This window comes from Tabrizicola sp., from assembly GCF_031377265.1.
In the GTDB taxonomy this organism is placed as follows: Bacteria; Pseudomonadota; Alphaproteobacteria; order Rhodobacterales; family Rhodobacteraceae; genus JAUYQR01.
In genome coordinates this window covers 1-14,033 of the sequence record NZ_JANMET010000308.1, presented here as the reverse complement: position 1 = coordinate 14,033, position 14,033 = coordinate 1, and the positions used below count along the sequence as shown (strand labels likewise).

General features: G+C 62.6%; 13 protein-coding genes. 2 read left to right on the top strand and 11 right to left on the bottom strand.

Translation table 11 applies throughout. The annotated features are described in order from the left end of the window. Nucleotides 1-965 (bottom strand): phosphoenolpyruvate-utilizing N-terminal domain-containing protein (locus RMO18_RS16870; RefSeq protein WP_309667472.1); only part of this gene is annotated, 965 nt, incomplete at its 3' end. A gap of 308 nt (nucleotides 966-1,273) precedes the next feature. Here RMO18_RS16870 and RMO18_RS16865 point away from each other — a divergent pair. Then, entirely contained in the window at nucleotides 1,274-2,074 is an 801-nt protein-coding gene (locus tag RMO18_RS16865; protein WP_309667471.1) for an endonuclease/exonuclease/phosphatase family protein, read from the top strand. Nucleotides 2,075-2,520: 446 nt separating this feature from the next. On the opposite strand, the gene RMO18_RS16860 is transcribed toward RMO18_RS16865, so the two are convergent. From RMO18_RS16860 to RMO18_RS16830, 7 genes are all read right to left on the bottom strand, one after another. After that, on the bottom strand, nucleotides 2,521-3,084 hold the full coding sequence (locus RMO18_RS16860; RefSeq protein ID WP_309667470.1) for an MOSC domain-containing protein: 564 nt from the start codon (nucleotides 3,082-3,084) through the stop codon (nucleotides 2,521-2,523). 208 nt (nucleotides 3,085-3,292) lie between these two features. Continuing rightward, nucleotides 3,293-5,377 (bottom strand): FAD-dependent oxidoreductase, encoded by a 2,085-nt coding sequence (locus RMO18_RS16855; RefSeq protein ID WP_309667468.1) that lies wholly within the window; start codon nucleotides 5,375-5,377, stop codon nucleotides 3,293-3,295. A gap of 33 nt (nucleotides 5,378-5,410) precedes the next feature. Continuing rightward, the gene (locus RMO18_RS16850) at nucleotides 5,411-6,061 is read right to left on the bottom strand and encodes a TetR family transcriptional regulator C-terminal domain-containing protein (RefSeq protein WP_309667467.1); all 651 of its coding nucleotides are present in this window, start codon (nucleotides 6,059-6,061) and stop codon (nucleotides 5,411-5,413) included. Nucleotides 6,062-6,111: 50 nt separating this feature from the next. Next, nucleotides 6,112-7,185, bottom strand: a complete 1,074-nt coding sequence (locus RMO18_RS16845; RefSeq protein ID WP_309667465.1) for an ABC transporter ATP-binding protein — start codon at nucleotides 7,183-7,185, stop codon at nucleotides 6,112-6,114. Then, nucleotides 7,182-8,000 (bottom strand): ABC transporter permease, encoded by an 819-nt coding sequence (locus RMO18_RS16840; protein ID WP_309667463.1) that lies wholly within the window; start codon nucleotides 7,998-8,000, stop codon nucleotides 7,182-7,184. The genes RMO18_RS16845 and RMO18_RS16840 overlap by 4 nt, the downstream gene beginning before the upstream one ends. A 3-nt stretch (nucleotides 8,001-8,003) precedes the next feature. Then, on the bottom strand, nucleotides 8,004-8,912 hold the full coding sequence (locus tag RMO18_RS16835) for an ABC transporter permease (RefSeq protein ID WP_309667462.1): 909 nt from the start codon (nucleotides 8,910-8,912) through the stop codon (nucleotides 8,004-8,006). Between the two features lie 38 nt (nucleotides 8,913-8,950). Further along, complete coding sequence (locus RMO18_RS16830) at nucleotides 8,951-10,072, bottom strand: extracellular solute-binding protein (RefSeq protein WP_309667461.1); 1,122 nt, start codon at nucleotides 10,070-10,072, stop codon at nucleotides 8,951-8,953. 212 nt (nucleotides 10,073-10,284) lie between these two features. Between RMO18_RS16830 and RMO18_RS16825 the strand changes: the two genes are divergently transcribed. Continuing rightward, on the top strand, nucleotides 10,285-10,665 hold the full coding sequence (locus tag RMO18_RS16825; RefSeq protein WP_309667460.1) for a hypothetical protein: 381 nt from the start codon (nucleotides 10,285-10,287) through the stop codon (nucleotides 10,663-10,665). 104 nt (nucleotides 10,666-10,769) lie between these two features. On the opposite strand, the gene RMO18_RS16820 is transcribed toward RMO18_RS16825, so the two are convergent. The 3 genes from RMO18_RS16820 to RMO18_RS16810 all read right to left on the bottom strand — a co-directional run. After that, nucleotides 10,770-11,414 carry a TorF family putative porin gene (locus tag RMO18_RS16820; RefSeq protein WP_309667459.1) on the bottom strand — a complete coding sequence of 215 codons (645 nt, stop codon included), beginning with the start codon at nucleotides 11,412-11,414 and terminating at the stop codon, nucleotides 10,770-10,772. A 327-nt stretch (nucleotides 11,415-11,741) separates the two neighbouring features. Further along, complete coding sequence (locus RMO18_RS16815; protein ID WP_309667458.1) at nucleotides 11,742-13,046, bottom strand: FAD-dependent oxidoreductase; 1,305 nt, start codon at nucleotides 13,044-13,046, stop codon at nucleotides 11,742-11,744. A gap of 16 nt (nucleotides 13,047-13,062) precedes the next feature. Next, the coding region (locus RMO18_RS16810) for an aminomethyltransferase family protein (RefSeq protein WP_309667457.1) at nucleotides 13,063-14,033 on the bottom strand (971 nt) is incomplete at its 5' end.

Below are 14,033 nucleotides of genomic sequence, written 5' to 3'. Positions count from 1 at the left end.
TCGCGGCCCTGACCGGTTAGGATGCGCAACAGGCGGTTTGACAGATCGTCAAGGTCCTGCAGGCGTTCGCGCAAGTAGGCGTCGGGCACCTGTTCAAGACGGCTGCGGGCGGCGGATTGTTCCTTTTCAACTGCGGCTTCGGCGGAGAGGCCGCGCATGATGTCTTCCTCCATCCGGCGCAGCCAGCCGCGCGAATGGGCAAACATCCGGTAGGCCTCAAGCACGGCCTTTTGGTCCTTGTCGAGGCTTTCGGCAGACAACAGGTCATCGACTGACACCCGCAACTGGCCCACGGCGTCGCGGATGCGGTCGATCTCGGTCAGGGGATCGTCGGCGACGGGGTTGGTGATCACGACGCGGGGTTCGTGCAGCCAGACCTGGCCTTCGGCGGCACCTTCCTGGCCCGAGGTGCCACGGAACATCACCGGCTGCTTGTGCAGCGCTTTCATGCCGCCCTCGTCGCCGGTGAAGGCACCAAGTTCAGTCATTTCGGCCAGCACCATGGCAACCACATCAAGGGCGTAGATGTCATCTTCGGAGAACTGCCGGGCGATCTTGGATTGCACGACAAGGACGCCAAGCTTTTCGCCCACCCGCTGTATTGGCACACCGAGGAACGAGGAAAACAGCTCCTCTCCGGTTTCGGGCATGTAGCGAAAGCCTTTTTCGGCGGGCGCATTGGCGGTGTTGACCGGCAGGCCGGTGCGGGCAACGCGGCCAACGAGGCCTTCGCCAAGCTTCATCCGGGTCTTGTGGACGGCGTCGGGCTTCAGGCCCTCGGTCGCGCACAGTTCAAGCGTTTCGGGATCGCGGAACAGGTAGATCGAGCAAACCTCGGTGCGCATGCTGTCGGCGATCAGGTGGGTGATCTGGTCAAGCCGATCCTGCCCCTTGCCGGGGACGGCGAGGGTGTCGCGCAGGCGGCGCAGGAGCTTTCGACTGTCGGATTCTGTGCGTTCGGGCATGGCCCATCCCAAGGATTGTTTCCGACTTTAGATCACAAGGCAGGGCGCAACGGAACCGGGGTTCTGCACTTTGCCAACCGAGTTGGCAGCGCTGCCCGAAAGATCAGCAACCCTGACCTTTGGCGCGCACTTTCGCAACGTGATCCAAGCAAGCGCAGGCCAATGGCGTCGTGTCGGTGCCCCGTGCGTTGGATGTCTTGGAGGATTGTAACCAGAGGGGTTGGCCACAGTGGCGGCTTTGAGCCTAACTTGCTCTTTCCTGCTATTGTGGCGAACGTCCGCTCTAGGGGGCGTTGGGAGGTCAGCAAATGCGCATTATGTGTTTGAATGGTTGGGGCGGGAAATTGCTGGGCGGGCTTCTCCCATATGTTGCCGCATCCGCTCCTGGAGTTTTGTGCTTGCAGGAAGTGGTCCACAGCCCGGAAACCGCCAAAGACTGGTTGAGCTATCGTGATGGCGAGCATGTCCTGCTGCAGAGGGCCAATTTCTTCAGGGATGTCTGCAGCGCCTTACCCGATCACGTGGCAACGTTCTGCCCCGCCGCTCAGGGCGTGCTTTGGGATGATGATATCCCGATCCCGTCGCAGTGGGGTCTGGCGACGTTTGTTCACCGTTCCTACCCGGTGATAGGGCAAGTGCAGGGCTTTGTTCACAAGGGCTATTCGCCCGCCGGATACGGCGATCATCCGCGGTCTCGCAGCGCGCATGGGGTGCGGGTTTACGACTATGAGAATCGTCGCGCTGTCACAATCACGCACATGCACGGCCTTCGCGACTTGCACGGCAAGATGGACACGCCGGAGCGGAAGGAACAAGCCCACCGTTTGCTGGATATGTCGCAAGGTCTTTCGGAAGCGGATGATTTGCGCGTCATTTGTGGCGACTTCAACGTTGAGCCTGACAGCGACACATTGGAACTGCTAAGAACTTCGGGAATGGTCGAGTTAGTTACCGGCCATGGGTTCACCGGCACACGAAGCTCGCAATACACGAAGCACGGTAAATTCGCTGACTATCTACTCATCTCTGAGGAAAGCGCCGTCGTGGACTTCCAGGTAATCTATGAACCCGAGGTTTCAGACCACTGCCCGCTTATGCTGTGGCTTTGAAAAGCAATCATTCTGGCGCGAGCGGTGGACGGAAGCAGTGTCCGCAATGCGGTGAGTTCCGCTTCCATGGCTTCGATCCGGGCGTCGCGCAGTGCCAATGCTGCTAAGACGTCCGATGCCTCGAACCGTTGTGGAATATGTTGGGGGCAGTTCGCATCCCAGGCCGTTACAGTGAACAGGATGATCTGTTCGACAACCACCTTAGCGAGGAGGGCGTGCTCATCAGCCAGGACCATGAAAAAGTGAACCGCGCTGCTGCGCTCGCCTAGAGGCGCTGCCTCTTTGCGGCCTAATGCGCTGCTAGGGCTGGGAAACTGAGACAAGTTCGCATTCGTCTGACAGCACCGTCCACGAAACTACGTGCACCTCAATCCTACTCAGCAGTTGGAGCCTCCGGCAAACCCGCAAAGGTTCAATTTCGTCAAGAGTTCATCCGCAAGATTCTATCATATCCTTGCCACACGGTCACCCAACTCGACGATCCCGTCCTGTTCGACCGAGCAATACAGCCCCCGAAGTCGGTAGCCAGCATGGTCGCGGGCGCGGACCCAGTCATAGGCTGCCCTGCCACAGCGAACCTTCCACTTCACGCAGCCATCGTTCGGCTCGTCGCTGACGCGCAGCACCGCGGTGCCGACCTGAAGCAGAGTGCCGGTGGGCAGGTTGCCATGGCTAAGGTCAAGATCGACGGCAATGTTGTCGCCGGGGTGGTTGCGCGGGTTGCGGTCGCGCCAGACCAGATCCAGCACCCGTGACGACATGATGCTGACCTGATTGCGCGGGTCGGGACTGCCGTCCTCCAGCACCAGCCAGGGCCGCGATGCCTCAAAGTCGCCGACAACGCAGATGGCGCGGGTCAGGGTCAGGCGGTCGGGAAAGTTGCGCTGGTTCGGCTTTGGCCGGGCGCAAAGCAGGCGCACCGGGCCGTTCGTCCGGGGGGCGGCCAGAACTTCAGGAAGGGCTGCGGCGAGCGCAGCGGCGTCGATGGAATCGGTCGCAGTCTGGGTCATGGCGGAAGTCCTTTGTCCGTCACAGGCGCAAGGCGGCTTAGATGCTGGTGGCGGGCGTTGCAACTGGAACACGCGGGTGATTGGTCTGCCGCCATGGCAGGCAAGGCAGCCGCCTTGTCGCCTTTGGGCGTAGTCGCGACCAGCAAGATGACCAGCCCCAGCGACGCGACCGCGAGAGCAAGCAACCGGGTCTGCGGCCAGCGCCCCGTCATTCTGCCGCCCTGCGCCACTCGGCGCGCAGTTCGGCGCCGACGTCGATCTTTTCGTGCTGCATCGGCAGGTCGATATCCATCACGCGGTCCAGATCTTGTGCGTAGCGATGCCCGGCATAGGTGGCGGCGGCGATAATGGCAGGGGCCTCGCAATCGCCGATCCGGGCGAGGATGAAGGGCAGAGCGCCCTCCTCGCCCGCATTGCGCAGGGCATAATAGAGGTCATCAACCGGCGCGCGCTGGCCGACGACGACAAGGCCCGACGCGGTCAGGTTGCGTTCGCGCCCGGAATGCTCGCAGGCCAGCGTGAGAGTTTCGCCATCGAACCAGTCAAGCCCGTGCGCGGTGATCAACTCGATCCCGAGGCCCATCAGATGGCCCGGTATGCGCCAGCCTTCGCCGGTGTTTTCGGCCCATGGTGACACCCGATCGGCGGGGGTGACCAACGTGACCTCCAGCCCGGCCTTGCGCAGGCGTTCCGCGATCACGCCACCCATGTAATAGCCGTCGGCGTCGAAGACCACGGTTGGGCCGGTGGGCAGGGTGCCGTCCATGATGTCATCGGGGGTCAGGATCGGGGTATCGTCATCGGAGATCGGGGAGAACCGGTTGCCGTCGAAGACATCGCGCCGCCAGCGGGCACCGGTTGCGATCACCACATGATCAGCGCCGAAGTCCATCACATCCTGCGCGGTAAGGCGGCTTTCCAGATAGACCTCGACATTCGGCATCTTCTGCAATTGCTGCACGCGGTAATCGCGCACACGGATGTATTCGCTCATCCCCGGCAGCGTGGCCTCACGCGTCACGCGCCCGCCTAAAGTCCGCCCCGCCTCGGCCAGCGCCACGCGATAGCCGCGTGCGCCAAGCGCCCGTGCGGCCTCAAGCCCCGCAGGCCCGGCGCCGACGACCAGAACCTGACTGTCCGACCCCTTGGCCGCGATCTTTTCGGGATGCCAGCCGCGCCGCCATTCCTCGCCCATCGTCGGGTTCTGGGTGCAGCGGATCGGCACCGACAGGCTGTCGCCGGAATAGCAGATGTTGCAGCCGATGCATTCGCGGATATCCTCAAGCCGCCCTTCTGCGATCTTGTTCGGCAGGTAGGGATCGGCGATCGAGGGCCGCGCCGCACCGATCAGATCGGTTACCCCCGATTTCACCATCCGTACCATCGTGTCGGGCGAGGTGAAGCGGCCCACCGTCACCACCGGCTTTGTGGTCACCGAGCGGACCCATTTCATGTAGGGCTCCAGCGCCCCTTCCTTGGCAAAGCGCGAGGCGCCCATTTCCAGCGAATAGTCCTGAACGTTGATGTCCCAAAGGTCCGGCATCTCGGCCAGCATGGCGAACATCTCTTGCCGCTCGCCCAGGATCGGCTGGCCGTCCTCACCCTCTTCGGCATCGGCGGCGAAACGGACGGCCACGGCGCAGCGGTCGCCAACGGCCTCCTTGGTCTCGTCGATCAGTTCGCGCACCAGGCGGGTGCGGTTTTCCAGGCTGCCGCCATATTCGTCACCCCGCGTGTTGGTTTCGGGGTCAAGGAAATGCGCCAGAAGATAGCCATGCGTAGCATAGACATAGACGATGTCGAATTCGGCGGCCTTGGCGCGCTGGGCTGCCTTGCGGTGCCAGCGGCGCAAATCGCGGATGTCGGACTTGTCCATGGCGCGGGACTGGAACGGGTGACCGACGCCGTTGGGCCGGCTGGCCACGTCCATCGACACCAGCCGGGTGGCCAGATTGGCGCTGCGCGAGCCGCCGAACCACAGTTCCGCCCCCGCCAGCGCGCCGTGTTCATGGACCTTGTCGGTCATCAGCCGGTGCGAACGGATGTCGCCGTCATCCCAGAGGCTGGCACTGATGTGCAGCTGGTCGTCCGAGGCGGGATGGATCGAGCAATACTCCGTGCAGACCACGCCCCAGCCGCCCTGCGCCTTGACGCCCCGCATCTCGGCCAAGGTGCGTGGGCGGGCCCAGCCCATGCCGGTGCAATGCGGCACCTGGTAGAAGCGGTTCTTGGTGGTCACGGGGCCGATCTTCACCGGCTCGAAGAGGATGTCGTAACGTGGGTCACGGGTCATGCGAGAGTCCTTCAGTGTCCGTCGGTCAGGCGCTCAACCGAGGGCCGGGGCGTTGTCAAAATGCTTGGGAAACAGGGCGGTGATCACCTTCAGCGCCCGGTTCCGGCAGATGCTGCGGCGAAAATCGCTCGGATAAAGCAGCATGTTGAGCCAGAGGCCGTCATACAGGGCCTCAATACTCAGGACCGTTTCGGCCGGGTCAAGGTGGGCGTAGCCAGCCTCGGCGATCATCTCGGCAACGATCGCAACGGTGGCGTCCAGGCGTTCGTCGTCGATGTTGCCCACCGCGCGGCGGTAGGTCTCGCGGGCGGAGGCGTCGCCGTAGAAGGCAAACCAGACCGCCAGCTTCTTGCGGGCACAGATCGAGGCATGAAACCGCGACTCGACGATGGCCAGCAAAAGCGCACTGCTTGACAAGGCCGGGCTCTGCGAACGCGTCAGCCAGAGCGCCCGCTGTTCGGCTGCCAGATGCTGCAGCACCGCTTCGAACAACTGGTCTTTGCTTTCGAAATGAAAGTTGGCCAGCCCCAACGACACGCCGGCGATTTCGGTGACCTTGCCCATGGTCGTGCCGGTCAGCCCGAACCGCGCGATCGACGTGATCGTGGCGTCGATCAGTTGCTGGCGCCGCTCGGCCTTGGCCTCGGCGCGGCTGGGCTTCGGCGCGCTGCTTGTTTCATTCATCCCGATACCTCAATCCTGATTCGTCAGGCACTCCAACGGCTGTCATCCTGTCACTCCGCGTCCAGCACCAGAAGGGCGTCGTCCTTCCATGTCAACCAGACCGGGTGTCCCTGCGACAGGCTTGCGGTGGCCTCATCCTGATCGCCCTGCAACGCGACGGCGATTGGAGCTGCACGCCCCGCAATTCCGACATGCAGCATCTCGCGCCCGCCAAGATACTGCCGGGTCTGCAGCACGCCTTTGAGGGCGGCCATGGCCGGCGGCGCTGCATGCAGGGTCAGCTTCTCTGGCCGGATCGCAACAAGGGCGGCCGAACCGTCGGGCCTGCCGTTGTCGTGCCCGTTCAGCATCATGCGTCCAAACCCCGGAATGTCCACCGCGGGGGGCCCCATGCGGGAGACCGTGGCGTCAAAGAAGTTCATGTTGCCGATGAAGCTGGCTATCGCCTTGTTGCGCGGCCGTTCATAAAGGCCCGCGGGCGTATCGACCTGCAAAACCGCGCCCTGGCTCATCACCGCGATGCGGTCCGAGAGCGTCAGCGCCTCTTCCTGATCATGGGTGACAAGCACGAAGGTGATGCCCAGCTTTTTCTGTAGTGCGCGCAGTTCCAATTGCATCTGTTCGCGCAACTGCTTGTCCAGGGCACCCAGAGGCTCGTCCAGCAGCAGCACCTTGGGCTTCAGGATCAGCGCGCGGGCCAGGGCCACGCGCTGCATCTGTCCGCCCGATAACTGCGTCGCGCGCCTGTCGCCATAACCGGGCAGCGCGATCATTTCCAGCATTTCATCGACCATTTCGGCCTGTTTCGCGCTTGGGACAGACAGCCGACGCAGGCCATAGGCGATGTTGTCGCGCACGTTCAGGTGCGGAAAGATCGCGTAGTTCTGGAACACCATGTTGACCGGGCGCAGATGCGGAGGGCTGTCCTGCATCTCTTGCCCGTCGATCAGGATCGTGCCCGAAGTCACGCCTTCGAACCCGGCAAGCATCCGAAGAAGTGTCGTCTTGCCCGACCCCGACGCGCCCAGAAGCGAAAAGAACTCGCCCGCCCTGATGTCCAGCGATACGTCGCGCACGGCCTGCACCCGGCCAAAGGTCTTGCTGACGTTGCGGATGGAAATCATCGCCCGGTCTCCTGTTGTGCGGGTTGCCCGATCTTTGCCAGCCGGAGGCTGGCAAAGATCAGCACAAAGCTGAACAGTATGATCAGTGTCGACAGCGCCAGAAGCGAGGGGAAGTCCTGCGGAAACCGCAGCTGGCCCCAGATGTACATCGGCAGCGTGGATTGCGCACCGCTCAGGAAGAAGGCCATAAAGAACTCATCGAACGAGATGGTGAAGGTCATGAGAAGGCAGGCAAGGATCCCCGGCATGTTGCAGGGCAGGGTGACCCGCCAGAAGGTGCGCAACGGCGGCTCGCCCAGATCGGCCGAGGCCTCCTCCAGCGACCGGTTGAACCCGATGAAGCGGGGAAGCAGGACCGAGATTGCGTAAGGCAGGCAGATCACCATGTGCCCGATAGTTACCGTTACCAGCGACAGGGTGACGCCCATCCGGTTCAGCAGCGTCAGAAGCGCCACGCCCATGATCAGCCCCGGCAGCACCAGAGGCAGCATGATGAAGCTGACGGCAGGCGTCTTGCCCGGCATGCGGTAGCGCGCGATGGCCAGCGCCGCCGGAATGGCGATCAGCGTGGACAGGACGCTGACAAAGCAGGCGACCCTCACGCTGTTCCACAACGCCTGCAGCAGCGGCTCGCGTTGAAAGAGGTCCCAATACCAGTTGAAGGTGAAGCCCTCGAGCGGGAATTTCACATAGACGCCGGAATTGAAGGAAAAGATCGGGATGAACAGGATCGGCAAGTAAAGAATGATCGAAAACACTGCCGCATAGACGGCCAGCGGGCGGTTCGGGCGGTGAAAGCCTGCATACCGTGCCATCGCCTACCTCTGGACCAATTTGTTGAGAACGATGAAGACCAGGCCAGCCAGCGCGATCGTCACCATCATCACGACCGCAAGCGCCGCCCCGGCAGGCCAGTTGTTCATCGGGCCGAACATCGTCTGCACCAGGTTGCCGATCATCATGCTGTCCGGGCCGCCGACCATCAGCGGGGTGATGTATTCGCCCATCGTCGGCACGAACATCAGGATGAAGGCCGCAACGACCCCCGGCAGCGACAGGGGAAAGGTGATCCGCCAGAACCGGCGCGCCGGGCCATCGCCCAGATCAGCCGCCGCCTCCAGGTAGGTGCGGTTGATCTTTTCCAAGCTGACATAGATCGGCAGGATCGCGAATGCCGCCCAGGAATGTGCCAGCACGATGGTCACGGCCGTCTGGCTGTACAGAAGCGCCGCCACCGGCTCGAACACGATGCCGAGCGACAAAAGCCCGGTGTTCAGCACGCCTTCATAGCCAAGCACGACCTTCCAGGCAAAGACCCGCAAGAGATAGCTTGTCCAGAATGGCAAGGTCAGGATGATCAACCAGAGTGCCTTGTTGCGATAGGTATGGAAGGCCACGAAGTAGGCCATCGGATACACAAGGATCACGGTGAACAGCGTGCAGGTCAGCGAAATCGTCAGCGTTCGCAGGATCAGGACGCGGAACATCGGGTTTTCCGCCATGGCGGCATAGTTGCCAACGCCGGGCGTCTGGTCGATATCGTAGCCCGACAGCGACCAAGTGCTCATGGTCAGTGTCATCCCCAGCGGAAACAGGATTGCCGCCGCCATCAGGATCAGCGCCGGCGCCAAAAGCAGATAGCCGCGCCAGCCTTCGTGCCGGTGCAGAAAACGCGTCAGGGCGCCTGGGCGTGTGCGTCGGCCAGCGCGGACATCCGTCGCTGTCATGATCGCGCCTTGGCGTTGTCTGCTGCCCAGGTCATGCCCTAGAAGCCAAGCTTGATCTGTTCCCAGGTCGAGGTCATGCGCTGGTCCCATTCCGCCGACTGCGGAATGCCAAAATGCCCGGACTGCAGGATATCCAACGGGTTGCGCGCAAGCCCAAGCGCTGACAGCTCTTCATCCGTGAACTGGGCAAAGGCCTTGCGGTTCGGCCCGCCATAGCCCGAGCCCCGCATCAACGCCACCGTGGCAGACTCGCTGATCAGCGAGTCGATGACGTCATAGGCGCGGTCGATCTTCGGCGCCTCTGCGTGCAGCATCAGCCCGCAAACCCAGGTCAGCGCGCCCTCTTTGGGCCGGGCGAATTTGACCGGCACGCCTGCAGCCGTCAACGACACTACCGTCGAGTTCCAGGCCAGCGTCGCCACCAGTTCCCCTGCCGCCAGTGCGGTATCGAGCGAGGTGGTGTCGTCGGTATAGACCCGGATCAGCGGACGCTGTGCCCGCAGGACGGCCGAAATCTTCTCAAAAGCCTCGTCGGTGTGGATCTGGTCGAACGGCACACCGGCCTTGATCGCAGCACACCACCAGACATCGCCACCGCCACCCAGGCTGCCCAGCCGGCCAGCATAGCGTTCGTCCCACAGCATGTCCCAGCTTTCCTCGCCCTGCAGCTCGAACAGGTCGGTCCGGTAGGCGATTGAGGTCTGGCCCCATTCCCAGGGCACCATCCACTGCTTGGCGTCCACCATGTTGTAGGAGACGTTGCCCAGCTCCGGGATCTGGTCGGGCCAGTTCGACAGACGCGAGGTGTCGATGGGCTGGAACAGTCCTGTGCTGGACCACCGCGGCACATCCGAAAGGCAAGGCAACACCAGGTCGGCCACAAAGCCCGACCGCAACTTGTTGAACGCCTCTTCCGCCGATCCGTAGGTGGCAAAGTTCGGCAGTTCGCCATGCTTGGCCACATATTCATCAAAGTAGTCGGGAATGTCGAAGCCGCCCCAGGTGAACCAGGTCGCCTGATCCTCGGGCGCGGCAGCGGCGCGGTGCGGCAGAAGCGGCACCGTGACCGGCATCAGCCCCAAGGCGAACAGCGACCGGTTGAATGCCCGGCGGCTGAGTTTGCCTTCCTTCATCGCACCAAGCTGGTCCAGTACGTCCATCCCAAAGACTCCCCCTGTTGTCCGACCCGCTCGTCGGATCGGTCCCTGCCGAGTGATCTGTGCCGATGCCGGGTGCGCCCGGACTTGACAGGCCCCGGTCGACAGATTTCACTGAACGTTCATTCAATAAATTCATTGACAGTACCCCTGAGTCAAGCTTTTGTTGCGCCGACCGCAGAAAATACGACGGAATCCTGAGGCCACGAATGCAGATGCTGAAGCAAGTGATCCGACTTGATGGAAACGGTCCGGCTGGCATCGCCTTGCAGCCTCTGGACCTTGACCCGGCAGATTTTCAGTCACCCTTGCCGCGCCAGAACGTGCACGAATACTTTGCCGACGAGGAGGCCGGGCCGTCAGCCGGCGTCTGGGATACCACGACGATGCAAAGGGCTTTCGGCCCTTATCCCGGCGACGAGTTCATTCTGGTGCTGGAGGGGTCCTTCGCCATGGTGGATGGCCAGGGCGGGGCGGTCACGGCCAAAGCGGGCGACAGCGTCTGCTTCCGCAACGGCATCCGACCAGCTGGAAGCAGGATGTGCGATCGAACAGATCGGGGTCAACACGGTGAACCTGCTGGGGGGCTTTGCTAATGCCTGATGTGGTTCTGCCGGCAATCCCTGCTGCATGCGCCCACCGGTGACCCCTTGGTCGCAGGCGCAGCGTGGTCTATCCCGCTGCGCCCACCTGAAGCTGCCTAGAACGAGGTCGTCAGGCTGAAGACGAACAGCCCGTCGACATCGGGGATGTCGGTCTCATGCCAGGTTGCGTCGGCAGACAACGTATCGTTGATCGCGTAGCTGGCGCCCGCTGACCAGTAATTCCAGCTATCGTTGTTGCCGTAGAGCGCCGCCACCGCCACACCGGTGATGGGAGTGTAATAGTCGATCCTCAGGGATTTATCGAGCGTATCGAACTCGTTGGAATAGGCAAAGGCAGCCGTCAGGTACACGGTGTCCTGCAGTCCGACCCCGCCACTGACAAGGACTTCGCCTGAGTTGAACTCGGAAGCGTCGGGGTAAGTGTAGTAGCCGTAGCCGATGTCGTAATAGAACGTGCCAGCTTCGTCCCGGTATCCGAGGTAGTAGTCGATCTCGCTGTCTGCCCCGAGCAGGTCTTCTTCGGCATTGGTTGCCCAGATCCCGGCATAGAAGCCCGCATAGCCCAGTTCGATGTAAGGCTGGACGACGGCTCCGGTGGAGTACTCGATGCCGTCCGACACGTAGCGTGAGGCAAACGTCAGTGATCCGGTAACTGTCAGGGCAGGGGCGTCGGCGGGGGTTTCGGCAAAGGCAATGGTCGGCAACGCAAGGGTTGCGGCGGTGAGGGCCAGAAGACGCAAGGCAGGATCCTTTCCTAAGTCGGTGCAGATTGATTCAGGCGGTTGTGGCGGCTTGGAGCAACGCTGGCGATCAGGACCCGCGAAAGGCTTCCACGACAGGATGCCAGCCTTGCGCACCCTCTTGGTTCCGCCTTGAAGGACTGGCAGCAGCGCGACGGGCGAGAGGGAGGGCTCACTTTGGCGAATCCCTTCGAGTCTTGTAACAGCAAGGATACACGATTCGTTTGCTTGAACAATCATTCAATGAAATTGCACGGCACTCGTCTTCGAATGGCGTATGCCGCACCAGGCGGCACGCCTGACGCGGACTGCCCGCAGTCAAGCCGTTCAGGCCGCGGGACGACCGCCATTGAGGATCGCTGCTGCGGCCAAGCGCCCGGTCATCAGCGCGCCGTGGACGGTGGATGGTTGGTCCCGCGACGTCGCCTCGCCCGCAAAATGCAGCCGCCCGTCCCAGTCGGAACCAAAGAGCGCACGTCGATCCTTTCTGCTGCTGCCCACGGCATGAAAAGAGTAGGCACCAAGGGCAAAGGGGTCCTGGCGCCAGCGGCTGATCTGGCTGCCGCGCGGATCGGGAATGCTGCTGCCGAACATCGCCCGGAGCGCTGTCATCGCCGAGGCAGTCGTGTCGCGGTCATCCAGCGCCTCGACCTTTTCCGCCATCCGTGCTGCATTGAAGCCGACAATCAGCGGCTGCCCGGTCGCCGGCAGGTAGTTGGTCCAGTCGGCCCAAAGCGTCTCCACCGGGCCGAGAAAGTCGATCCAGTCCATGTCCTCGGGCCAGAACGCGCGGTCGAACCGCAGCACGCATTTGTTCAGCAGGCCCATTTCCAGCCGGTCAATGGCGCGCTGACGTTTCGGCTCCAGGCTTTCGGCAAAACGGATGCTGCCCGATTTCAAAACCCCCAAGGGCAGGGTGACGACGACGCTGTCCGCCTGATGGGTGCCGCGCGTTGTGGTGATCTCGACGCCGTGGAGGGAAGGCGAAATGCCGCAAACCGGCTCACCCAGACGGATGTCGATCCCTTGGCCAAGATGCGCGAGGATCGGGCCGAAGCCGGGGGTCACCACAGCCTCGTCGCCCGGAAAATCGACGCCTTGATCAAAGTACCACGCGGAAAGCCTGCTCCAGTCGCCTGAATACTCGTGTTCGATCCGGGTGTTGATCGCGAGGCGGTAAATGCGCCGATCCTCCGGCGAGATCGCCTGCCATTCCTTTGATGCCTCAACGGCGTCCTTCAGCGACAGATCCTGATCGTTGTCATCGATCCGGTCGCGGGCGGCTTCGACCAACTTCATGGCATGCTTGGCCAATTTGTTGAACGGGACATCCTGCCCGGTTTCGTCAAAGGTGGCGGAGCGTTTGTAGCTGGTCGGCGTCAATGTCAGCCCCAGCGTGCGGGCCAGCGCCGTGACGGGATTGCCTTTGGTGCCATGGATCCAGCTTGCGCCCATGTCCACGGCCAAGTCCGGCCAGAGGCGGCTGGTGTGGGTGCGCCCGCCGATCCTGCCGCGCGCCTCGATCACCGTGACCCGAGCGCCGCCATCGGCCAGTGCCCGCGCGGCACCCAAGCCGGCCATGCCTGCGCCCAACACAATCACGGTGGGTCGGTTGTCGTTGCGTTTGTCCATTCGCCGCCGCCTTCCCCTAACCCCTAACCCGTTCGCTTTTCGGGTCATACATTGGTGTCAGCGACGGCGTCGCGGCGATACGGCGGTCGTTCACCTCGATCTCGAAGCGGTGGTTGCGCAGAAAGTCCGCCGTCACACCCGGCGCATGTTCGACCATCCCCAACCCGACCGAAGCCCCGAGCGTTGGGCCAAATGCGCCAGCGCGGATATAGCCGACATCGACCCCGTCACACAGGATCGGCTCGTTGCCGAAGAGCAACGGCCCCGGGTCTTGCAGCAAGAACTGCACCAGACGTCGCTTGAGGGGGCCTGCCGCCTTTTTTGCAACCAGCGCCTCGCGGCCGATGAAATCGGGCTTGGTGAGGTCGACGACAAAGCCCAAGCCCGCCTCCAGTGGCGTGTCGGTATTGTCGATATCGACCCCGAAATCACGATAGCCCTTTTCGAGCCGCAACGATTCCAGCGCCACCAACCCACAATGCACCGGATCCACCCCCGCCGCCGTGATCGCCGCGATCAGTGCCTCATAGGCCGCGTGGGAGTATTCGGTGGGGATGTACAGCTCATACCCCAACTCGCCCATGTAGGTCACCCGCACCGCCCGCACGCTGACCGGGCCAATCTCGAGCATGCGGCTTTGCCGGAACGGCACGGCATCGGTCGAAAGATCGGCCCCCGACAGCGCCTGCAGAATGTCGCGCGACAGCGGGCCTTGCAGCGACAGGATCGTATAGGCCGAGGTCACATCGGTCACGGCGCAAACCTCGTGCTCGCTGGTTTGGCGGCGCAACCATGAGGTGGTGACCGATTGTAGAACGTCGCCGGTGATCAGCAGGTACTCCGCCTCGCCGGTCCGCGTGATCGTCAGGTCCGAGATGATGCCGCCTTGATGGTTCAGCCACTGGGTATAGACGTTGTGGCCAACCGGCACGGAGACGGAGTTGGCACTGACCCGGTTCAGCACGGTTTCGGCATCGCGGCCCTGCA